The sequence below is a fragment of the Nocardia sp. IBHARD005 genome (genome assembly GCF_052814245.1).
Map to the genome: position 1 here is coordinate 368,261 of NZ_CP199935.1, position 22,138 is coordinate 390,398.

A 22,138-nucleotide genomic window follows, 5' to 3' on the forward strand; every position below is an offset into this window, starting at 1 on the left:
CTCGACAGATCTCGCAAGCACATGGGTAACTCACCGGGCACGGGCTAACCCCGCCACCCACCCAGTCTGGCCGCCCGCACCCTCTTCCCGCACCTGAGTCTGGCCAAAATTCGCGGGGAGGCGGAACAGTCAGCGAGCGCGACGTGCCAGACGCTCGGAATCCGAGATCAGCACGCTCTTGCCCTCGAGGCGCAGCCACCCGCGATGAGCGAAGTCGGCGAGCGCCTTGTTGACGGTTTCCCGGGAAGCGCCGACCAGCTGGGCGATCTCTTCCTGGGTCAGGTCGTGGGTCACGCGCAGCGCGCCCGCTTCCTGGGTGCCGAAACGCTGTGCGAGCTGCAGCAGCGCCTTGGCGACGCGACCCGGCACGTCGGTGAAGATCAGGTCGGCGAGGTTGTTGTTGGTGCGGCGAAGGCGTCGTGCCAGCACGCGCAGCAGCTGCTCAGCGATCTCGGGGCGCTGATCGATCCACGACTTGAGAGCGTCGCGGTCCATCGTCACGGCGCGGACCTCGGTGACCGTGGTTGCGGTCGAGGTACGCGGGCCAGGGTCGAAGATCGACAGTTCACCGAACATGTCGGACGGACCCATGATGGTCAGCAAGTTTTCCCTGCCGTCCGGGGACCGCCGGCCGATCTTCACCTTGCCCGTCGTGATGATGTACAGCCGATCGCCGGGTTCGCCCTCGTTGAAGATGACGTGGCCGCGCGGAAAATCTACGGGCTGCAGCTGCTTGGCGAGCGCGGCCACCGCGGTGGGCTCGACGCCTTGGAAGATGCCTGCTCTGGCGAGGGCCTCGTCCACGAATGTGCTCCTTATGGGATATGGCTTGCGAACCTGGTCGAGCGAATCGACCAACCGCGCAGTCTACGCGGCATTCTGGCACCGCAGTGACAGACACCACGTAAAGAGTGAATTGCGCTCTGTGAATCGATCGTTTAGCTCGCCCGGGCAACGTGGAATGAGGGCTCAGTCCATGGACGGGCGCACGTCTCAGCTCGCCCTGGCTACGTGGAATGAGGGCTCAGTCCATGGACGGGCGCACGTCTCAGCTCGCCCTGGCTACGTGGAATGAGGGCTCAGTCCATGGACGGGCGCACGTCTCAGCTCGCCCTGGCTACGTGGAATGAGAGCTCAGTCCATGGACGGGCGCACGTCTCAGCTCGCCCTGGCTACGTCCATTTCGGAGGTTCGGGAACGGCGCTTGCGCACGCGCGCCACGGCGGCGGGCAGGCCGAGCTTCGTCAGCTCTTTCACTTCGGCGTTGCTGGCGCTGTCCAGGTACTGCTGAACCTCTTCGTCGGGTTCGAGAAGCTTGCGGAGCCGATTCTCGACCCGCTCCATCCCCAGCGCGAACAGCATCAACAGCACTGGGAAGAGCACCACAGCGAGTCCTTGCATGACTGGCAGTAAACACGGTTCAGGTCTCAGATGGAACACAGCGGGCAAACCGGCCGGGCAATGTTGTCGTAGCGGTTCCGTATGGTGAAACAGTGCCCGTTTCCCCTGCCCCCGCCGCCGCCGGCGATGCCGATCCGGCAGCGGTTACGGCTGCCGTACCCGCCGGCATTTCGGCTGCCCGTAAGCGCAAGAACCGTGCGATAGCTGCGGAAACGCGGATCGGAACGGTCCGGCGCGCCCGCCGGATCAACCGCACCCTCGCCGAGGCGTTCCCCGGCGCGCACTGCGAGCTCGACTTCACCACGCCACTGGAACTGGCGGTCGCGACGATCCTGTCCGCCCAGTGCACCGACGTGCGGGTGAATCTCACCACTCCGGCGCTGTTCGCGAAGTACCGCAGTGCCTACGACTACGCGCAGGCCAACCGGGTGGAACTGGAGGAATACATCAGGGCCACCGGCTTCTACCGGAACAAGACCAGTTCGCTGATCGGCCTCGGTCAGGCGCTGGTCGAAAAATACGACGGTGAGTTGCCTCACACTCTGGACGAATTGGTGAAATTGCCGGGGATCGGGCGCAAGACCGCCAACGTGATCCTCGGCAACGCGTTCGAGGTGCCGGGCATCACCGTCGACACGCACTTCGGTCGGCTGGTGCGCCGCTGGAAGTGGACCGGCGAAGAAGATCCGGTCAAGGTCGAGCACGCGGTCGGCGCGCTGTTCGAGCGCAAGGACTGGACGATGCTCTCGCACCGGGTGATCTTCCAGGGGCGTCGGGTGTGCCATGCGCGCAAACCGGCCTGCGGCGCGTGCGTGCTCGCCGAGGACTGCCCGTCGTTCGGGCTCGGTCCGACCGATCCGGCGGTGGCCGCGGAGTTGGTGAAGGGCCCGGAGCGCGAACACCTGCTGAACATGGTCGGCCTGTGAGCGAACCCTCGCTGCTGCGGCGGCCCGCCTTGCGCTGGATGCTCGCCGCGGTGATCTTGGTCGCCGCGGCGACGGTGGCGCTGTGGCCGCGCGAGGGTTCCGAGACCACCGGCACTGTTTCGCCGACAACGAGACAGACGTCGGGCGTGTCGCCCGAGGAGCGGGCGGCTGCGGGGCTCGCGCCATGCCCGGCAACGCAGGCGTCTGTGTCGGGGCCCCAGCCGACCACGGCGGCGCGGCCACCGTCGAACGGATCGGGACGGCAAGCCGGGGCAGGACCGTTGGCGGGCCTCCAATCGACGTGCCTGGCCGATGGCAAGCCGATCGACCTCGCCGCTGCGTTGGCCGGCAAGCCCGCGCTGCTCAACCTCTGGGCGTATTGGTGTGGCCCCTGCGCCACCGAGTTGCCCCACCTGCAGGAATTCGCGCAGCGGGCGGGCTCGGCACTCACGGTCATGACCGTGCACAGCGATCCCGACGAGGCGAAGGCGCTGTCTCGGCTGAGCGGACTCGGCATCACCCTGCCCGGTGTCGAGGATCCGCAGGCCGCAGTGCGCAGTGCGGTCGGTGCGCCCGCGGTACTGCCCGTTTCGGTGCTCGTGCGGGCCGACGGCACCATCGCGAGTGTGGAGGTGCGTACCTTTGCCGACGTGGCCGACATCGCGGATACGGTAGCCGCGAAGCTCGGGGTCACGGTATGACAGAGGACGTAACAGTGGCGTGCGGATCGAAGGCGATGGCGTGAACGATGTAGCGAGGCTCGACGATTCCGGCGTTCCCTCGTGGCTGCGCACCGCGATCAGATCCGGTGGCCACGACGCCGACGACACTCTCGCTACCTCCCGAGCGCTGCGCCGGGCCATGTCGATCACCGGCAAAGCACGCCAGGCCGCCGTCCTCGTGCTGTTCGGCGGCTCGCCCGACCCCGACGAGTCAGCACCTGGCGGCTTGCCCGCCGACGCCGATGTCCTGCTCACCCAGCGCGCCTCGACCATGCGCCAGCACCGCGGCCAGATCGCGTTCCCCGGCGGCGCCGAGGATCCCGGCGACGGCGGCCCGGTGGGCACCGCGCTGCGCGAGGCCGCCGAGGAAACCGGTCTCGACCCCGCGGGTGTTCAGCCGTTCGCGCTGCTGCCGAAACTGTTCGTCCCGCCGTCGAAGTTCGACGTGACGCCGGTGCTCGGCTACTGGCGAGCACCCAGCGCGGTCCGCGTTGTCGATCAGGGCGAAACCGAGCGTGTCGTGCGTGTGCCGCTCACCGAATTGCTAGATCCGGCACACAGATTCATGGTGCGTGGCAGTCTCGGCTACCAGAGCCCCGCGTTCGGAGTCGACGGCATGCTGGTGTGGGGACTCACCGGCGGTATTCTCGCCGGCATCATCAAATCCGCTGGGTGGGAACGAAACTGGGATCGGGGCGACGTGCGTGACCTGGAGAGCTCGCTGGCTGCGGTCGGAATGACCCTGTGAGCGAGCGGCAGATCGGTGCAGCCGCCATGGCGGTCATGCTGGAGCCGAGCGCCGGCGAGGTGCAAGTATGAGCGCCTCGGTATGGCTCGACATCGCGGTGGTGCTGATCGCGTTGGTCGCCGCGTCCACCGGGTGGCGGCAGGGCGCGGTGGCGTCGGCGCTGGCGTTCTTCGGCGTCGCGCTCGGCGCGGTCGCGGGCATTCTGATCGCACCGCACATCCTCAAACACCTCAGTGAGGGTCGCAGCCGGGTGCTCGGCGGCATCCTGCTGATCGTGCTGCTGGTGATCGTCGGCGAGGTCGCGGGCATGGTGCTCGGCCGGGCCGCGCGCACCAGCATCCGGCAGCCGGTCGCGCGCGGCGTGGACAGCGTCGTCGGGGCGGTGTTGCAGGCGGTGACCGTGCTGGTCGCGGCCTGGCTGCTCGCGTTGCCGCTGGCTACCGCGTCCCAGCCCGCCGTCGCCGCCGCGATCAACGGGTCCAAGGTTCTCGCCGATGTCAACTCCGTCGCGCCGGACTGGTTGCGCAGGGTACCCAACGAATTCTCCAAGCTGCTCGACACGTCCGGGCTGCCCGATGTGATCGGCCCGTTCGGCCGAGCGCCGATCGCCGCCGTCGAACCGCCGGATCCTTCGGTGCTGGCGAGTCCGGTTGCGGCGTCGTTGCAGCAGAGCGTGCTGCGCATCCGCGGCACCGCACCCAGCTGCCAGCGGGCGCTCGAGGGTTCGGGCTTCGTCGTCGCGCCGGAACGCGTGATGACCAACGCCCACGTCGTCGCCGGCACCAACACGGTGTCGGTCGATACTGCGCGCGGCGCGCTCGATGCGACCGTTGTGCTGTTCGATCCGTCCAAGGACATCGCGGTTCTGGCCGTACCGGGGCTCACCTCGCCGGTCCTGAACCAGGCACCGGAGCCCGCGAGTTCGGGCGAGAGCGCGATCGTGCTCGGTTACCCCGGTGGCGGGCCGTACACGGCCAGCGCCGCCCGCGTCCGCGAAACCCTCGACCTCACCGGCCCGACCATCCACCGCGACGGCACCGTCGAGCGTGAGGTGTACACCGTCCGCGGCCAGGTCCGCGCCGGCAACTCCGGCGGACCGCTGGTCGATGCCGAGGGACAACTACTCGGCGTGGTCTTCGGCGCGGCCGTCACCGACGACGACACCGGGTACGTCCTGACCCTGCACGAGGTCGCGTCCGAATTAGCCGCAGCCGCCCCGAGCAGCACCCCAGTAAACACAGGCGCCTGCGTACTGAGCTGACCACCCTCCCGGAGCTATTGCCACTTCCGCATACAGCCTGGCTGGGTAACCCCGATGTGTCGCCATCCCGCATACAGCCTGGGCGGGTAACCCCCTTATGTCTCTACCCAAAGGGGCCCGCCCCGATCTGGACTGACCGGAGGGTGCGACGAAGGAGTACCCGGAGGGAGGGAAGATCGGGGCCACCAGGGCCCCGCTCGAGCGCGCCAGCGCTCCAAAAACACAGCCACCAAACGACCCGGGGCGGGCAATCCTGATGTGTCACCACCCCCGCGCACACCCTGGGCTGGGCAACCCTGATGTGTCCTACCTAACGGAGTCGCCAGGGCCCCGCTCGAGCGCGCCAGCGCTCCGAAACAGCTCAGGGAGAGACCAGGTCGTCGTGCGGTGGTGACCCGTTCACGCCGTTCTGCTCGCGCCAGCGCGTGGTCAGCACCTCGTTGACCTTGCTCGGGTTCTCCTGGTGCGCGTAATGCCCGGCATGCGGAATCGACACCAGCGTCCGATTGGGCGCTAATTCCGCCCCGCGGTGGAACGTGGCGTCCAGCAGGTAGGGATCGTGTTCTCCGCGCAGCATCAGCACCGGGATGTCGATCGGCGTGCGCATGGTCGCCATGAACCGCTTGCCGTCGGGTCGCCACTGACTGCGAAACGCCCAGCGCTGGTACTCCAGCGCACTGTGCGCGGCTCCGGGAATCCGGATCGCATGCCGCATCCGCGACGCGGTCTCGACGAATTCCGCACTGCGCGACCAGGACTCACCGACTCGATCGTGCAGCAGCCGTTCCACCTCGGCGCCACCACGCCGGGTGAGCAGGTTTTCGGGATAGCGCGGCAGCTGATACCGCAGGAAATCGGGCAGCCAGGTGGCACGTTGCGCCGGGTCGCGCAACACAGCGCTCTTGAGCGCGGCGGGATGCGGCGAGCTGACCAGCGCGATCCGGCGGACCAGCCGCGGATGCAGCACCGCGGTGGCCCAGCAGACCAGTCCACCTTCGGCGTGTCCGACGAGGGTGGCCTCGGTGTGTCCGAGCGCCCGGACCAGTCCGGCGATGTCACCGGCGAGGGTCCACCCGTCGTAGCCACGCGGTGGTTTGTCGGTATCGCCGTAGCCGCGCAGGTCGACGGCGACGGTGCGGTACCCGTGGTCGGCGAGCGTGGTCAGCTGATGCCGCCACGACCACCAGAAATCAGCGAAACCGTGCAGCAGCAACACCAAGGGCGCCTCGGAGCGGTCCGTACCGTCGGCTTCGGCGGCAACTGCTTCGACGACATGGAAGCGGATTCCGTTGGCGTGCACGTCCCGGTGGGTCCACGGTCCATCGAAACGGACGCTGGAGGGATCCGGGAATGAGTTGGACGACACGCCGATCGAGCCTAGTGGGCGGGCACGGCTGTTGCGACCGGGCCCGCCCGGTGCGTCATCGGTTGCTCGACTTCTCCAGCGAAGCAGTCACGTCACGATGGGTGAACGCGGCAGGCAGAACCTCGGCGGCCTGCTTGAGCGAGCCGAGCGTCTTCTCCGGCGCGCGCACCTTCCGTACCTTGAGCCACCCGAGCAATGCCAGCAAGACGGTGGTGAGCACCATCAGCAAGAAAACGATCAGGAACGCGGCCCAGCGCCACAGCCACATGTCGAGCAGTTCGGCGACGAAGAAGAAAAAGAAGAATGAGCTGAACAGCAGCACCACCAGCGCGAGGATGAAGAAGACGCTGCCGGTGAGCCCCTTCTTGATCTCACCGGTGACCTCGGCCTTGGCCAGCGCCACCTCGGCGCGCACCAGCGTCGACATCTGCTCGGTGGCATCGCGCACGAGGCTGCCGATGCTCGCCGATCCGGGCGGATTGGCGTCGGTCAACGGGATCGAAGTGACCGTCCGACCGTCATGTCCGCCTTGGGTGTAACTCACTTCGTCGACCCTTCTCCCTGTGGTAACTGGTCTGCATCGCGGCGCGCCTGGTGCACACGTCCTCGGCGCAACAGTAGCGCCGATCCGATCAGCGATGCTGCCATCGAGGTCACCAGAACGGCGGCCTTGGCAAGATCGATGGCATCGGTGCCGACGTCGGCGAGCGCGAGTTCCGCCACCAGAAGGCTAACGGTGAACCCGATCGCGCCGAGGACCGACAGGGCGAACATGTCGCGATACTCCAGTCCTGCTGGCCGTTTCACCCAGCCGAGCCGGATCGCGACCCAGCTCACCCCGAAGATCCCGATCGTTTTGCCGAGCAGGAGCCCGAGGATGATCGCCAGCGCCAGCCGGTCGGTGAACAGCGATCCGAACACCGCTCCGTTGAGCGGCACACCGGAGGCGAACAGTGCGAACAGCGGCACACAGAACCCGGCCGAGATCGGTTGCACCACATGCTCGAGATGCGTCGCGGGCGCGGTTTTCTCGCCGGGATCCTTGCGCACCCTGGTGAGCAGCCCGAGCGCGACACCGGCCAGCGTCGGATGGATGCCCGCCTCGTGCAGCGCGTACCAGCACACGAGCGCGACCGGAAGGTAGAACAGCGGCGTGTGCAACCGCAGCTTCTGGGCGAGCGCCCACGCACCGCAGCAGGCGATCGCCGCGGCCAGCCACAGCAGCGACAGCGAGGCGGTGAACAGCACCGCGATGAGAATGATGGCGAGCAGATCGTCGACCACGGCCAGGCTGAGCAGGAATACCCGGGCGCTGGTGGGGACCCGCGAGCCGGTCATCGCGAGGATCGCGAGTGCGAAGGCGATATCGGTGGCAACGGGAATGGCCCAGCCCTTGTCCATGCCGGGCACGCCGTGGCCGACCACCAGCGCGATCACGGCCGGGGTGATCACCCCGCCCACTGCGGCGATGATCGGCAGCGCGGCCCGTTTCGGGTCGGCCAGCTCGCCGACGGCGAACTCGCGTTTGAGCTCGAGCCCGGCGACGAAGAAGAAGATCGCGAGCAATCCGTCCTTGGCCCAGTCGGCCAGGGTGAGGTCCAGGTGCAGCGCGGAAATGCTGAGGTGGGTGTCGATCATGGTCTGATAGCTCGCGCCCCACGGTGAGTTCACCCAGATCAGGGCCACCGCGGCGGCCACGAGGAGCAGCGCACCGCCGACGGTCTCGGTGCGGAGATAACGGGTGAGCTCGGAGCGGACGCGTGTGATCAAGGGCAAGCCTCCCGGCAGGGGTCGACTGAGCTGCGGGCGCTCATCGACTCGATTCACGACCGCATGCCGACCAGACTTCCCGGCACACCTGTCCGCGATCTTAATGGACCCGGCCGGTGACATCGGGCGCCACCGGCCGGGTGCGCGTCAGTTGCTCCCGGTGCGAATGGCCTCGAAAACGCCAGGATCGACCAGCGTCGAGGTGTCGCCGAGCTCGCGTCCCTCGGCGACGTCGCGCAGCAGCCTGCGCATGATCTTGCCGCTGCGTGTCTTCGGCAGTTCCGGCACGATGTGGATCTCGCGCGGCCGCGCGATCGGGCTGATCTCCTTGGACACCTGCGCCTTCAGCTCGGCGACGAGCTCGGGCCCCGCCGACCCCGCGGCCTCGCCGGTGAGGATGGTGAACGCGACGATCCCCTGCCCGGTGGTCGCGTCGGTAGCACCGACCACGGCGGCCTCGGCGACAGCCGGATGCCCGACCAGCGCGGACTCGACCTCGGCGGTGGAGATGCGATGCCCGGAGACGTTCATGACGTCGTCGACCCGGCCGAGCACCCACAGGTCACCGTCGGCGTCGAGCTTGGCGCCGTCACCCGCGAAGTACCACCCCTGCTCGGCGTAGCGCTCCCAGTAGGTGGACCGGTAGCGATCCATGTCGCCCCAGATGCCACGCAGCATCGACGGCCACGGCTTGTCGAGCACGAGGTATCCGTTGGCCTCGGTCTCCCCGAGCTGCACCGGATTGCCCTCTTCGTCGACGACGGTCGCGGAGATTCCGGGCAGCGGGCCCATCGCGGCGCCGGGCTTGGTGGCGGTGACGCCGGGCAGCGGGGAGATCATGATGGCGCCGGTCTCGGTCTGCCACCAGGTATCGACGATCGGAGTCTTGTTGGCGCCGAACACTTCCCGGTACCAGCGCCACGCCTCCGGATTGATCGGTTCGCCGACGGAGCCGAGCAGTCGCAGGGTGCTCAGGTCGTGTGCGTCGGGGATCTCGCGGCCCCATTTCATGAACGTGCGGATCAGGGTGGGCGCGGTGTAATAGATGGTGACGCCGTATTTTTCGATGATCTGGAAGTGGCGGTGTTCGTCGGGGGAGTTGGGTGTGCCCTCGTAGACGACCTGGGTGGCGCGGTTGGCGAGTGGGCCGTAGACGATGTAGCTGTGTCCGGTGACCCAGCCGATGTCGGCGGTGCACCAGTAGACGTCTTGTCCGGCTTTGTGGTCGAAGACGTTGTGGTGGGTGTAGGAGGTCTGGGTGAGGTATCCGCCGGTGGTGTGGAGGATTCCCTTGGGTTTTCCGGTGGTGCCGGAGGTGTAGAGGATGAACAGCGGATGCTCGGCGGGGAAGGGCTGGGCTTCGTGGGAAGGCGAAGCGGCGGCGACGGTTTCGTGCCACCACAGATCGCGCCCGTCGGTCCAGGGCACCTCCGTGCCGACCCGGCGCACCACCAGCACGTGCTCCACCGATGACGGCACGTCGCCCTTGGCCGCGAGCGCCTCGTCGACGGCCTCTTTGAGCGGTGCCGGTTTCCCGCGCCGCCACTGACCGTCGGTGGTGATGATCAATCGGGCTTGCGCATCGTCGACCCGCTGACGCAACGCGCTCGGCGAGAATCCCGCGAACACCACCGAGTGCGTGAGTCCCAGCCGCGCGCATGCCAGCATCGCCACGATCGCCTCGGGCACCATCGGCATGTAGATGGCAACGCGATCGCCTGCCGTCAGCTCGAGTTCGGTCAGGTAGTTCGCCGCCCGCGAGACTTCCTCCAGCAGTTCGCGGTAGGTGATCTCGCGCGAGTCGCCGGGTTCGCCTTCCCAGTGGATAGCGACCTGGTCGCCGTGCCCGTCGATGACGTGGCGGTCGACGCAGTTATAGGCGACGTTGAGTTCGCCGTCGCCGAACCAGCGCGCCACCGGGGCGCCGGCCCAGTCGAGGACCTCGGTGAAGGGTTTGTGCCAGTGCAGCCGGTTGGCCTGTTCGGCCCAGAAGCCGTCGCGGTCGGTCTGGCCACGGTCGTAGAGCGTGGCGTCCGCGTTGGCGGCGGCGACGAATTCCGCACTCGGCGGAAACGAGTCCTGTTGTCCTGCAGCAGTTTCGGTCACGTCGGTTCAGCCTCACATGCCTGGTGCGGTCGGGTCGGTTGCCGGGGTGCGGCCCGGCTGTCTAGACAGTAGTCAACAGACCCGCGCCGCGGTGGCTCGTTGTCCCGGCGATGTTTCGCGGCGGTCAACAGGGCTAGTTCATCCAATGACTTCGCGGACAGACCGGCCGGTCGCGAGCTATCGTTTTTACTCAACGGTTCAGCTGATGGTTTCCGATATTTGTTCATATTTTTCTGCAGAGGACGAGGGGCTCGGCAATTTTTCCTGCGTTTCCAGCGAGTAACCGTACTGATACATGTGACCTGAAAATGGCTCGGATCGCTGAAAAATCCAGCCGGAGCCGCTAACCTCCGACCGTTAGCCACGGAATTGAACCGGGAGAGAGCGTTGAGATTCATCAGAGCGACCGCGCTGGTCGCGGCGGGACTGGCGACCACTTGCCTCGGTCTCGCCGCGTGCTCGTCCGACGACAGTGCTGATTCGAGCATCGTCACCACCAATGCGGGCGAGCCGCAGAATCCGTTGGTGCCCAGCAATACCAACGAGAACATGGGCGGCCGCGTTGTCGACCGTTTGTTCGCCGGGCTGAAATACTACGACGCCAACGGTGTGGCCCACGACGAGGTGGCCGAGAAGATCGAGACGGCTGATCGGAAGTCGTACAAGATCACCATCAAGCCGAATTGGAAGTTCACCGACGGCACCACGGTCACCGCGAAATCGTTCGTCGACGCGTGGAACTACGGCGCACTCGCCGACAACGCGCAGCTGCAAAGTTATGTGTACAGCCCGATTGCCGGGTTCGACGAGGTGAGCGCCGAGAATCCCACCGTCAAGACGATGTCGGGCTTGAAGGTTGTCGACGACCGCACCTTCACCGTCGAGTTGAAGTCGCCCTCGATCGACTTCGAGAGCGCACTCGGCTACGCGCCGTTCTATCCGCTGCCCGATGCCGCTTTCCAGGATATGAAGGCATTCGGTGAGAAGCCGATCGGCAACGGCCCTTACGCGTTCGGTTCGTGGGAACACAACGTCAAGATCGATCTCACACCCAACCCGGACTATCCCGGTGGCCGTCCGGCCAAGAACAAGGGCCTCCGATTCGTGATGTACCAGTCCTACGACACCGCGTACGCGGATCTGCAGGCCGGAAATCTCGACACGCTCGACACCATCCCCGACAGCGCGATCACCACGTACCAGAGCGACCTCGGCGACCGGGCTATCACCAAGCCGACCGCGCAGAACCAGCACATCGGCATCCAGACCACCGTGCCGCATTTCGGTGGCGAGGAAGGCATTTTGCGTCGCAAGGCCATCTCGATGGCGATCAATCGCCCGCAGATCATCGACAAGATCTTCAACGGCACGCGCACGCCGTCGCGCGACTTCACCGCCGCGACCCTGCCCGGATACGACGCGAACCTGCCGGGTTCGGAAGTGTTCGATTACAACCCCGACCAGGCCAAGAAGCTATGGGCCCAAGCCGACGCGATCTCGCCGTGGTCGGGTCAGTACCAGATCACCTACAACAGCGACGGCGGTCACCAGGCCTGGATCGAAGCTGTCGCCAACAGCGTCAAGAACACCCTCGGCATCGACGCTGTCGCCAACCCGATGCCGACGTTCAAGAACATCCGTGACGCGGTGAACGCCAAGACGATCGGTACCGCGTTCCGCTATGGCTGGCAGGGCGACTACCCGACGATGATGCAGTTCCTCAGTTCGCAGTACTACAGCTTCTCCGAGACCAACAACGTCAACTACAACAATCCCGAGGTGGACCGGCTGTTCAACGCCGCCCTCGCCGCCCCGACGCAGGCGGATTCCTACAAGCTGATCGCGCAAGCGCAGGCGATCATGATCAAGGAGATGGCAGACATCCCGGTGTTCGACTACGTCGCCAACGCGGGTCGCTCGGACAAGGTCACCAAGGCCGAGCTCACCTGGAACGGCCTGTTCGACTTCGAGAACATCGAGAAATAGAACTCGACAGCTGGGCCGGGTCACTGCGAAGTGGCTCGGCCCCGGTCGTTTTCGGAGGAAGCGATGGCTTGGTACGTAGTTCGGCGTCTGCTCCAGATGATCCCGGTATTCCTGGGCGCGACGCTGCTCATCTATGCAATGGTCTTTCTGATTCCGGGTGACCCGATCAAGGCGCTGGCAGGCGAGAAACAGTTGACGCCGGCCGCCGAGACGGTACTGCGCGCCCGTTATCACCTCGATCAGCCTTTCATCATGCAATATCTGCATTACTTGAAAGGGATCCTCACGCTGGACTTCGGCACCTCCTTCTCGGGTCGTCCGGTGCGCGAAGAACTCGAACGTGCCTTCCCGATCACCATCAAACTCGCGTTTCTCGCGGTGCTGATCGAAGGCGTATTCGGCATCGTGTTCGGATTGATCGCCGGGTTGCGAAAAGGCAAGCTGTTCGATTCGACGATGCTTATCGCGAGCCTGGTGATCATCGCGCTGCCGGTGTTCGTCGTGGGTTATCTCGCGCAATTCCTGCTCGGTGTGAAGTGGGGGATCGCCCCGGTCACCGTCACGGGTAAAGCGAGCCTGAGCGAGTTGATCGTGCCCGCGTTCGTACTCGGTTCGCTGTCGTTCGCCTATGTCCTGCGGCTGACCCGGAACTCGGTGGCGGAGAACAAATCCGCTGATTTCGTTCGCACCGCGACGGCGAAGGGACTCGGGCGCCGACGCGTGGTGACCGTGCATATTCTGCGTAATTCGATGATCCCGGTAGTCACCTTTCTCGGTGCCGATTTCGGTGCGCTGATGGCGGGCGCGATCGTCACCGAGGGCATCTTCAACATTCCCGGCGTCGGCGGCACCATGTACCAGGCGATCATCCGCGGCGAGCCGCCGACCGTGGTGTCGTTCGTGACGGTGCTGGTGGTGTTGTTCCTGCTCGTCAATCTCGTGATCGACCTGCTCTATGCCGCACTGGACCCGAGGATCCGTTATGCATGACAAGCAACAGCATTTCGTGGCCCCCGCCGACGAGGTGGAAGTGCTCGCCACCGACCGCGTTCTCGACAAAGGCACCCCGACCAGCATCTGGGGCGACGCGTGGCGGCGGCTGCGCCGCAACCCCGTGTTCGGAGTCTCGGTGGTGTTGATCGTGTTCGTCATGCTCGTGGTGGTGTGGCCTTCGCTGTTCACCGACCAGGACCCGCGATTGTGCCTCGGCGAATTCGGCATGGACGGCCCGCGCGAGGGTCATCCGTTCGGATTCGACAAGCAGGGCTGTGATGTCTTCGCGCGCACCATCTACGGGGCGCGTGCGTCGGTCACCGTCGGCATCGCGTCGGCGGTGCTGTTTCTGCTGGTAGGCGGCATCCTCGGCGCGATTTCCGGCTTCTACGGCGGCTTGCTCGACACCATCGTCTCGCGCATCGCCGAGGTCTTCTACGCCATCCCGATGGTGCTGGCCGCGATCGTGCTGCTGCAACTGCTGCGGCCCGCGGGGATCATGACGGTTGTCGCGATCCTGGTGGCTTTCACCTGGCCGCAGGCCGCGCGCATCACCCGTGGTGCGGTGATCGAGGCCAAGAACAGCGAATATGTCACCGCCGCCAAGGCACTGGGTGTGTCGCGGCTCGGCACGCTGATGAAGCACGTGCTGCCCAACTCGGCGAGTCCGCTGATCGTGGTCGCCACGATCTGGCTCGGCGTCTTCATCGTCACCGAGGCGACGCTGTCCTACCTCGGCGTCGGCCTGCCACCGAGCATCGTGTCCTGGGGCGCCGATATCGACCGCGCCAAGACCGAGATCCGTACCTCGCCGATCCTGTTCTACCCGGCGACCGCGCTGGCCATCACGGTGCTGAGCTTCATCATGCTCGGTGACGCGGTGCGCGACGCGCTCGATCCGAAGGAGCGCACCCGATGAAGCCACTGCTCGAAATCCGGGACCTGGACGTCAGTTTCACCTCCGACGGCAAGGAGATTCCGGCCGTTCGCGGGGTGAACCTCACCGTCTATCCCGGGCAGACCGTCGCCCTCGTCGGCGAATCCGGCTCGGGCAAGTCGACGACCGCGCACGCGATCATCGACCTGCTGCCCGGTTCCGGCAAGGTCACCGGCGGTTCCATCCTTTTCGACGGCAAGGACCTGACCACGGCATCGGAGAAGGAGATCGTCGCGATCCGCGGCAACGGCATCGGCCTGGTCCCACAGGACCCGATGTCGAACCTGAACCCGGTGTGGAAGATCGGCTTCCAGATCCGGGAAACCCTGGTTGCCAACGGGATCGCCACCGGTGACGCGGCTCGCAAACGCTCGGTGGAACTGCTGGCAGAGGCGGGCATGTCCGATGCCGAACGGCGGGTGAACCAGTATCCGCACGAGTTCTCCGGCGGTATGCGTCAGCGCGCGCTCATCGCGATCGGCCTGTCGTGCAGGCCGAAACTGCTGATCGCCGACGAGCCGACCTCGGCGCTCGACGTCACCGTGCAGCGCCAGATCCTCGGTCATCTCGAACAGCTCACCACCGAACTGGGTACCGCGGTGCTGCTGATCACCCACGACCTCGGCCTCGCCGCGGAACGGGCTGAGCACCTGGTGGTGATGTATCGGGGCAAGGTGGTGGAATCCGGACCGGCGCTACAGATTCTGCGTGATCCGCAGCATGCGTACACGAAGAAGCTGGTGAACTCCGCGCCGTCGTTGGCGGCATCGCGGATGTCGTCGTCGCGGCAGCGGGCCGAGGTGCGCGCGCAGGCTGTCGAAGTAGCTGTCGCCGAGAAGGCATCCGACGCGCTACCCGACACTGTCCTCGATGTGCGAAACCTGTCGAAGGCGTTCAAGATTCGCGGCAAGCGGCCCTGGCAGTCCGCGGATTTCGTCGCGGTCGACGACGTGAGTTTCACGGTCTGTCGCGGCACCACCACCGCGATCGTCGGCGAGTCGGGATCGGGCAAGTCGACCATCGCGCAGATGGTGCTCGGCCTGCTCGAACCGACCTCGGGCACAGTCGCTTTCGACGGCAAAGACGTCGCGAAGCTGGACAGCAAGGGCGCGTTCGCATTCCGGCGGCGGGTGCAACCGATCTTCCAGAATCCCTATGGTTCGCTCGACCCGATGTACTCGATCTTCCGCACGATCGAGGAACCGCTGCGCGTACACAAGATCGGTACCGCCGCCGAGCGCGAAGCGGTGGTGCGCGACCTGCTCGACAAGGTGTCGCTGCCGTCGTCGGTGCTGCGGCGCTATCCCAACGAGTTGTCGGGCGGGCAACGTCAGCGGGTGGCGATCGCCCGCGCGCTGGCCCTCTCACCGGAAATGGTGGTCTGCGACGAGGCGGTCTCGGCCTTGGACGTGCTGGTCCAGGCCCAGATCCTCACCCTGCTCAACGACCTCCAGGCGGAGTTGGGGCTGACGTATCTGTTCATCACTCACGACCTGGCTGTGGTCCGGCAGATCGCGGACAACGTGGTGGTGATGCGTGAGGGCAAGGTGGTCGAGGCGGCCACGACCGATGAGGTGTTCGCGTCTGCGCGCGAGGAGTACACGCGGGCACTGCTCGAGGCGATCCCGGGTCGGGAGCTGCTCACGGGGTAGAAGTGTTCGGTAGTCCTGTGTTTATTGGCGCGCTGGCGCGCGCGTGTCCGCGGCCCTGAGGGGCCGCCGGTCAGGCACCGGTGCTTGCTCCTTCGTCGCCTGCGCACCGGCGCCTGACCGGCGACCCGGCCGCGGACCGGCCACTTCGTGGCCGTCCCTCCCTATGGGCAATGCCGCGCAGTTAGGGCCTGTAATTAATCAACCCGTAACATCCCGAGATTTTGAAAGATGTTGTGGTATGGGTGATTTCGTGGTGACCGTCGATGACCTCGCGTTCAAGTATGAGGTGTTGTTTCCGCACCTGAATGAGCGGCAGCGCCGGTTGCTTCTGGGTGCGGATGCCCGGATGCTCGGGCGGGGTGGGGGCCGGTTGGTCGCCAGTGCGGCCGGGGTACGAGAGGCGACGGTATCGCTGGGGGCGAAGGAGTTGGAGTCCGGGGAGGCTCCGTTGGAGCGGGCTCGTCGGGTCGGGGGCGGCCGCAAGCCCGCGACGGTGGTTGACGAGGGGTTGGTCGCGGCGTTGTTGGAGTTGGTGGAGCCCGATATGCGGGGGGATCCGATGTCGCCGTTGCGGTGGACGATCCGGTCGACCCGCAACCTTGCCGACGAGTTGACGGCCCGCGGGCATCCGGCGGCGGCAGATTTGGTGGGGAATCTGTTGCGGGCGTTGGGTTTCAGTTTGCAGGCCAACGCGAAGACGTTGGAGGGCAAGCAGAGCCCGGATCGTGACGCGCAGTTCCGTTACATCAACGAGCAGGTCAAGGCCCGCCAAGCGGCGGGACAGCCGGTCATCAGCGTGGACACCAAGAAGAAGGAATTGATCGGGCAGTACAAGAACGCCGGTGAGACGATGCGCCGCAAGGGCCATCCGGTCGAGGTCAACGACCACGACTTTCCCGGTGACTCGGGCAAGGTCTCGCCCTATGGGGTCTATGACATGACCAACAACACGGGATGGGTCAATGTCGGCACCGACCACGACACCGCTGCGTTCGCCGTGGAGTCGGTGCGCCGCTGGTGGCGCGGTGTCGGTGCCGCCGCCTATCCCGGCGCTACCGAACTGCTGGTCACGGCCGACGCCGGGGGCTCCAACGGTTATCGCACCAGGGCCTGGAAAACCGAACTCGCCCGGTTCGCGGCCGAGACCGGCCTGAAGGTCACGGTCTGCCATTTCCCGCCCGGCACCTCCAAATGGAACACAATCGAACACCGGTTGTTCTCACACATCTCGATGAACTGGCGGGGACAACCACTAACGAGCCACGAGGTCGTCGTCAACTCGATCGCGGCCACCACCACCCGCACCGGGTTACGGGTTCACGCCGAACTCGACCAGGGCGAGTACCCGAAGGGTGTGAAGATCACCGACGACCAGTTCGCCGCCGTGTCGATCACCCGCCACGACTGGCACGGCGACTGGAACTACACCATCGGCCCCGAACCCGTCCGCCTCATCATGGCTGATGGCGACAGCGCACCCCAACCGACTCGACCCGACACCGCCTGGCTGCGCACCCCAGCACTGACCGGACTGACTCCCCCGCAGTGGGACGCGCTCATCAACAAACTGACCGTGACCCGTCACGCCCAACGCGAACTCCACTTGCATCAGCGACGCGGAGGCACCCGCCAGGCCGCGCCCGGAACCGGCCGCAAATCCGTCCTCACTCTCGAGGATCGTGTCGCCATCACCCTACTTCACCTGCGGTTCGCCACACGCCAACGAGCCCTGGCCGTGCTGTTCGACGTCACCCAGCAATCCATCCACACAACGATCCAGCAGACCCGACCTCTGCTCGACCTGGCCGCACACACCACCGGGCCGACAGGAATCACCCTCGCCGACGCCCAATCGGTCATCCAATACCACGACACCACAACCGAATCCGAGTAATTTCGGGTTAATTAATTACAGGCCCTAACTGCGCGGCATTGTCCCTATGGGTCGGGAGTGCGGTGGTTGGGTTGGGTGGGGTGTGGAAGACGGGGACAAGTTGGTGTGAGCGGTGTGGTCGGGAGTGTGGTGGTGGGTTGGGCGGGGTGTGGAAGACGGGGACAAGTTGGTGTGAGCGGTGTGGTCGGGAGTGTGGTGGTGGGTTGGGCGGGGTGTGGAAGACGGGGACAAGTTGGTGTGAGCCGTGTGCTCGGTAGTGCGGTGGTGGGTTGGGCGGGCATGGAAGACGGGGACAAGTTGGTCTGAGCGGTGTGGTCGGGAGTGTGGGGTTGGGTGGGGTTGTTGAAGGAGGGGCGGGTCTTGGGTAGTTGGGCTCTCGAAACTCTTCGAGCGCTCAACACGTCGGCGTACCGTGGGGTTGTCCGAGGTGGTGCGGTGTGGATCGCAGGGTTGGAGGCGCCGGTGGATCGAATCGATGCTGAACGGCTCGCCGAGCGAGAAGCGCGGCGGCGCAGGGCGGTGACTCCGGCCGCCAAGCGGCTCGCCGAGGTGCCGTGGCCGGATCGCAGCTGGCCGACGGTGCGCGGGTTGTATGTGACCGTGGGGGCCGCGCTGTACGAGCGGTAACCTCCATGCCGTGACTGATCCGCTGCAGCCCCTGGTCGACCTGCCCGGCGTGCGCGAGGCCGCCGACAAGGCGCGCGACGCGCTCGCGGCCGTGCACCGGCACAAGTCGAACCGGCGCGGCTGGGCGACCACCGCCGCCGAAGCCGCCGTCCGTGCCGCCCGTTCCTCGGCGGCCATCGAAGGCGCGAGTATCGACCTGCCCGCCGACGGGCAGGTCAGCGACCCGGTGCTGGCCGGCGCGTTGCGGGTGGGCCAGGCGCTCGACGGCGACGCGCTCACCAACCTCATCGGCACCTGGCGGCGCGCACCCCTGCAGGCGCTGGCCCGGCTGCACCTGCTCGCCGCCGCCGACCTGGTGACCGACGAGCAGGAACTCGGCCGCCCGCGCTCCACCCCTGGCGTCGCCGAGCGGCTCGATCTGCTCGCGCAAACTGTCCAGACCAGCAAGGCGCCCGCCCCGGTGATCGCGGCGGTCGTGCACGGCGAGCTGCTGTCGTTGCGTCCGTTCGGCACCGGCGACGGAGTCGTCGCGCGTGCTGCTTCGCGCCTGGTCGCGGTGGCCAGCGGGCTCGATCCGCACAGCCTCGGCGTGCCCGAGGTGTTCTGGTTGCGCCGCCGTCAGGCCTACCTCGACGCGGCGGCCGGATTCGGGATGGGCACGGCCGAAGGCGTCGGCGGCTGGGTGTTGTTCTGCGCGGGCGCGCTGGAAGACGGTGCTCGCGAGGCCAACTCGATCGCTGACGCGGCAGCCGGCTGAGCGGGACCCCCACACATCGAAACGGGCGGCGTTGCCGATTGCTCGACCTCACCGCCCGCTAGCACGGAACACCCGGTTACCAAGCGTGCAGGGTGGGTTGTGTTCGGTGGCCTCGGCGATCATCCCAACCCCGCCGGTTCATCCCCGCAACCTGTGCGAGGCGTTCGCCGACGTGAGCTCGGATTTCGCAGGCCCACAACTCTTTCGGCCTTGTCGCGGCGCGCTCCGCGTGGGTGCCTGGTGTCCGTGCTGGGAAGGGTGGGATGGGAGGCGAAACCTTCTCTTCCGGCTCCGTCTTGGCCTTCCGTCCTTCCGTGCCTCCATTCTTACACTGTGATGGCACTCACATCAAGGGTTTCGGAGGCATTACCGAATCCTATCGAATTCGGCGTGTCGCTCGGAGATTCGTGCTCGAGCGTCGCAGGTCAGCGTCTTTTGCGCAGCAGTCGATAGCTGATCGCACCCGCGATGACGGCGCTGAGTCCGACGGCTGCCGTCGCTGCGACGGTGGTGGTCGAGGGCGTCTGGAATCGCGACCACAGCGACACCGGATTGGAGAACGTGAGTACCGGCCAGCCGCGGCTCGCGGCCTCCTTGCGCAGCCCGCGGTCGGGGTTGACCGCGGTCGGATGGCCGACGGTGCTCAGCATCGGCACATCGGTCACGGAGTCGGAGTAGGCGTAGCACCGTGACAGGTCGTAGCCCTGCTCGGCGGCGAGCTTCTCGATAGCGGCGACTTTGCCCTCGCCGTAGCAGTAGAACTCGATGTCGCCGGTGTACTTTCCGTCCTCGACCACCATCCGGGTCGCCTCGGTGTGCGAGGCGCCGAGCACCTGCGCGATCGGGCTGACGATCTCCTCGCCGGAGGCCGAGACGATCACCACATCGTGCCCGCGGATCTTGTGATCGGCGATCAGATCGGCGGCTTCGGCGTAGATCAGCGGGTTGACGAGATCGTGAAGTGTCTCGGCCACAATGGCTTTCACTTGCTCCACATCCCAGCCCGCGCACATGTTGGCCAGGTTTGCCCGCATCCGTTCCATCTGGTCGTGATCGGCACCGGAAAGCAGGAACAAAAAGTGTGCGTAGCTGCTCTCCAACACGGCTCTGCGGTTGAGCAGACCCTGTGCGTAGAACGGTTTGCTGAAGACGAAAGCGCTCGACTTCGCGATCACCGTTTTGTCGAGATCGAAGAACGCGGCGACCCGCCCGCCCGGCACCGGGGCTGCGCCCGATGTGCCGAGTCTTGTGTCCGTAGGCGAGGTCTGGTCGCGTTCTGGCGTCACGTCAACAGAATAGGCACGACCTGCGCGCGCCGCAGGATCGACTGCCCGCACCGTGGAAAAGGGTTTGCCCCGGGGACGCCGGGCGGTGCGAATCGCCGAAGAATGTCGGCGAATACTACTTGCGCCCCCAGCAGGGGATGGGTGTAGTATTGCTGGCACCTGGACATAGTCCAGGCGCGTTCAGCCCGACCCCCCGGGGCTGAACCCGACGGCCCCAGCCTCCTCCCCCCCGGCTGGGGCCGTCCTCTATTCCGGGGACGATCGCAAAAGTTCTCCACACCCCCGAGTTATCCACAATCGGCGTTTTCGGGCTGTTGACAACTTCCTCGCTCGGCGACGCTGAGACGCATGAACCCAGTCCCGATGCGCAGTGGCTCCCCACATATCGCGCCCGCTCTCGTGCTCGTGCGTGACGATCGATTGCGTGCGGAGGTACGCCGGGTCGCGGCGGCCGCCGAGCGCGTCACCGACGAACGGGTGATGCCTGTCGGCAGGCATGCGTGGGCAGGGGCCGGGATGGTGATCCTCGATACCGCCGCCGCTGTTGCCGCTGCTGTCGCCGGCTGTCCGCGCCGGGCGGGCGTCGTCCTGGTCACCGAGGGGGAGCCGGCCGTGCCCGACTGGCAGGCGGCGACGGCGGTGGGTGCCGAACGGGTTGTCGCGTTGCCCTCGGGCGCCGTCGCGCTGGTCGAACAGTTCGCCGAACACGCTGAATCCCGCACGGGCGAAGGGATAGTCGTCGCGGTGGTAGGCGCGGGTGGAGGCGCCGGGGCATCCACGCTTGCCGCGGCTACCGCGTTGCGCGGGGCCGCGCGCCGGGTCCGTCGCGACACCGTGCTGATCGACGGTGCCCCGCTCGACGGCGGGATAGATCTGGTGCTCGGCATGGAGAACGTGCCAGGGCTGCGCTGGCCCGACCTGATCATCGAGGACGGACGGGTGTCCGCCGCGGCACTGCACAATGCGTTGCCCGCCGCGTCTCCCGGTCTGGCGGTGCTGTCGTGCGGGCGAGCGCGGCCAGGCGATTCCGGACAGGGACGGTCGCCGAGCGTATCGGCCACCGCGACCGGGCGCGCGGGAATCGGATACTCGCCGGCGGGCTCGTCCCGCGTGGCCGAGCACGCGGCGAGCGGACACCCGACCGGGTCGGCGCCTGGGGATGGATATGCGGGGATCGGAGGGTCGCCGATCGGGTCGGCGCCCATGTCCGCGCGTGCGGGGATCGGATATTCGCCGACCGGGTCCGTGGCCCGGCGCCCGCGGATCGGATGCTCAGCCACCGAACTGTCTCCCGCCGCTGTGCGCGCGGTCATCGAATCCGGCAGGGACGCAGGTGATCTCGTCGTCTGCGACGTCTCATCCGAGCGTGGCCCCGCAGCCGACGCGATGCTCGACGCCGCCGACCTGGTCGTCCTCATTGTCCCGGCCCGGCTGCGCTCCATCGCCGCGGCCGAAGTCGTCTCGGCATACCTGGGCGAACGAAACCCCAACCGCGGCTTGGTTGTTCGTGGCCCAGCCCCCGGCGGCCTACGCGGGGCGGAAGTGGCCGAGTTGCTCGGGCTGCCGCTCCTTGCCGCGGTTCGCGGGCAAGCCGGCCTGGCGTCGCGCCTCGAGCGCGCAGGTCTGAGCGTGCGCCGTCGCGGCCCCCTACGCGACGCCGCCGATGCCGTCCTCGCCATGGTCGGAGCCGACGCGCCATGACTACC

General features: G+C 66.6%; 19 protein-coding genes. 12 read left to right on the forward strand and 7 right to left on the reverse strand.

Features of this window, described 5'->3' with window-relative positions; translation table 11 throughout:
• Positions 1-129 precede the first annotated feature (129 nt).
• Both ACTWPB_RS01665 and ACTWPB_RS01670 read right to left on the reverse strand, forming a co-directional pair.
• Positions 130-804, reverse strand: a complete 675-nt coding sequence (locus ACTWPB_RS01665; RefSeq protein ID WP_040703546.1) for a Crp/Fnr family transcriptional regulator — start codon at positions 802-804, stop codon at positions 130-132.
• A gap of 354 nt (positions 805-1,158) precedes the next feature.
• A complete protein-coding gene (locus ACTWPB_RS01670) occupies positions 1,159-1,401 on the reverse strand; it encodes a hypothetical protein (protein WP_378918598.1) in 243 nt (80 codons plus the stop codon).
• Positions 1,402-1,568: 167 nt separating this feature from the next.
• On the opposite strand from ACTWPB_RS01670, the gene nth reads away from it, so the two are divergent.
• The 4 genes from nth to ACTWPB_RS01690 all read left to right on the forward strand — a co-directional run bounded on the left by nth (position 1,569) and on the right by ACTWPB_RS01690 (position 5,058).
• Positions 1,569-2,327: an endonuclease III gene (gene nth, locus ACTWPB_RS01675; protein ID WP_446226201.1), complete on the forward strand. Its 759-nt coding sequence runs from the start codon at positions 1,569-1,571 to the stop codon at positions 2,325-2,327.
• A gap of 38 nt (positions 2,328-2,365) precedes the next feature.
• On the forward strand, positions 2,366-3,028 hold the full coding sequence (locus ACTWPB_RS01680) for a TlpA family protein disulfide reductase (RefSeq protein WP_446226202.1): 663 nt from the start codon (positions 2,366-2,368) through the stop codon (positions 3,026-3,028).
• A 40-nt stretch (positions 3,029-3,068) separates the two neighbouring features.
• Complete coding sequence (locus tag ACTWPB_RS01685) at positions 3,069-3,797, forward strand: NUDIX hydrolase (protein WP_446223990.1); 729 nt, start codon at positions 3,069-3,071, stop codon at positions 3,795-3,797.
• 67 nt (positions 3,798-3,864) lie between these two features.
• Positions 3,865-5,058, forward strand: coding sequence for a MarP family serine protease (locus ACTWPB_RS01690; RefSeq protein ID WP_446223991.1), 1,194 nt, complete (start codon positions 3,865-3,867; stop codon positions 5,056-5,058).
• 361 nt (positions 5,059-5,419) lie between these two features.
• Here ACTWPB_RS01690 and ACTWPB_RS01695 read toward each other — a convergent pair whose 3' ends face one another.
• From ACTWPB_RS01695 to acs, 4 genes are all read right to left on the reverse strand, one after another.
• Entirely contained in the window at positions 5,420-6,424 is a 1,005-nt protein-coding gene (locus ACTWPB_RS01695) for an alpha/beta fold hydrolase (RefSeq protein ID WP_446223992.1), read from the reverse strand.
• A 55-nt stretch (positions 6,425-6,479) separates the two neighbouring features.
• Positions 6,480-6,968, reverse strand: a complete 489-nt coding sequence (locus ACTWPB_RS01700) for a phage holin family protein (protein ID WP_446223993.1) — start codon at positions 6,966-6,968, stop codon at positions 6,480-6,482.
• Complete coding sequence (gene nhaA, locus ACTWPB_RS01705; RefSeq protein ID WP_446223994.1) at positions 6,965-8,194, reverse strand: Na+/H+ antiporter NhaA; 1,230 nt, start codon at positions 8,192-8,194, stop codon at positions 6,965-6,967. The genes ACTWPB_RS01700 and nhaA overlap by 4 nt, the downstream gene beginning before the upstream one ends.
• A 147-nt stretch (positions 8,195-8,341) precedes the next feature.
• On the reverse strand, positions 8,342-10,300 hold the full coding sequence (gene acs / locus ACTWPB_RS01710; protein ID WP_446223995.1) for an acetate--CoA ligase: 1,959 nt from the start codon (positions 10,298-10,300) through the stop codon (positions 8,342-8,344).
• Between the two features lie 396 nt (positions 10,301-10,696).
• On the opposite strand from acs, the gene ACTWPB_RS01715 reads away from it, so the two are divergent.
• The 7 genes from ACTWPB_RS01715 (at position 10,697) to ACTWPB_RS01745 (ending at position 19,146) form a co-directional block, all read left to right on the forward strand.
• A complete protein-coding gene (locus ACTWPB_RS01715) occupies positions 10,697-12,286 on the forward strand; it encodes a peptide ABC transporter substrate-binding protein (protein WP_446226203.1) in 1,590 nt (529 codons plus the stop codon).
• A 63-nt stretch (positions 12,287-12,349) separates the two neighbouring features.
• Positions 12,350-13,276, forward strand: a complete 927-nt coding sequence (locus ACTWPB_RS01720; RefSeq protein ID WP_446223996.1) for an ABC transporter permease — start codon at positions 12,350-12,352, stop codon at positions 13,274-13,276.
• Positions 13,269-14,198, forward strand: coding sequence for an ABC transporter permease (locus tag ACTWPB_RS01725; RefSeq protein ID WP_446223997.1), 930 nt, complete (start codon positions 13,269-13,271; stop codon positions 14,196-14,198). Before ACTWPB_RS01720 ends, ACTWPB_RS01725 begins: the two co-directional genes overlap by 8 nt.
• A complete protein-coding gene (locus ACTWPB_RS01730; RefSeq protein ID WP_446223998.1) occupies positions 14,195-15,868 on the forward strand; it encodes a dipeptide ABC transporter ATP-binding protein in 1,674 nt (557 codons plus the stop codon). The genes ACTWPB_RS01725 and ACTWPB_RS01730 overlap by 4 nt, the downstream gene beginning before the upstream one ends.
• 238 nt (positions 15,869-16,106) lie before the next feature.
• Positions 16,107-17,762 (forward strand): ISAzo13 family transposase, encoded by a 1,656-nt coding sequence (locus ACTWPB_RS01735; protein ID WP_446221582.1) that lies wholly within the window; start codon positions 16,107-16,109, stop codon positions 17,760-17,762.
• Between the two features lie 462 nt (positions 17,763-18,224).
• Positions 18,225-18,389, forward strand: coding sequence for a hypothetical protein (locus ACTWPB_RS01740; protein WP_266297608.1), 165 nt, complete (start codon positions 18,225-18,227; stop codon positions 18,387-18,389).
• Positions 18,390-18,399: 10 nt separating this feature from the next.
• Positions 18,400-19,146, forward strand: a complete 747-nt coding sequence (locus tag ACTWPB_RS01745; protein ID WP_446223999.1) for an oxidoreductase — start codon at positions 18,400-18,402, stop codon at positions 19,144-19,146.
• A 425-nt stretch (positions 19,147-19,571) separates the two neighbouring features.
• Here the strand turns inward: ACTWPB_RS01745 and ACTWPB_RS01750 are convergent, their stop codons facing one another.
• Positions 19,572-20,366: an HAD-IB family hydrolase gene (locus ACTWPB_RS01750; RefSeq protein WP_446226204.1), complete on the reverse strand. Its 795-nt coding sequence runs from the start codon at positions 20,364-20,366 to the stop codon at positions 19,572-19,574.
• A 414-nt stretch (positions 20,367-20,780) separates the two neighbouring features.
• On the opposite strand from ACTWPB_RS01750, the gene ssd reads away from it, so the two are divergent.
• On the forward strand, positions 20,781-22,133 hold the full coding sequence (gene ssd / locus ACTWPB_RS01755; RefSeq protein WP_446224000.1) for a septum site-determining protein Ssd: 1,353 nt from the start codon (positions 20,781-20,783) through the stop codon (positions 22,131-22,133).
• Positions 22,134-22,138: the final 5 nt, after the last annotated feature.

Coding starts and splice junctions, on each gene's coding strand:
- ACTWPB_RS01670 (WP_378918598.1), bottom strand. CDS start 1,401: ATGCAAGGACTCGCTGTGGTGCTCTTCCCAGTGCTGTTGATGCTGTTC.
- ACTWPB_RS01680 (WP_446226202.1), top strand. CDS start 2,366: ATGCTCGCCGCGGTGATCTTGGTCGCCGCGGCGACGGTGGCGCTGTGG.
- ACTWPB_RS01690 (WP_446223991.1), top strand. CDS start 3,865: ATGAGCGCCTCGGTATGGCTCGACATCGCGGTGGTGCTGATCGCGTTG.
- ACTWPB_RS01720 (WP_446223996.1), top strand. CDS start 12,350: ATGGCTTGGTACGTAGTTCGGCGTCTGCTCCAGATGATCCCGGTATTC.
- ACTWPB_RS01725 (WP_446223997.1), top strand. CDS start 13,269: ATGCATGACAAGCAACAGCATTTCGTGGCCCCCGCCGACGAGGTGGAA.
- ACTWPB_RS01730 (WP_446223998.1), top strand. CDS start 14,195: ATGAAGCCACTGCTCGAAATCCGGGACCTGGACGTCAGTTTCACCTCC.
- ACTWPB_RS01735 (WP_446221582.1), top strand. CDS start 16,107: ATGGGTGATTTCGTGGTGACCGTCGATGACCTCGCGTTCAAGTATGAG.
- ssd (WP_446224000.1), top strand. CDS start 20,781: ATGAACCCAGTCCCGATGCGCAGTGGCTCCCCACATATCGCGCCCGCT.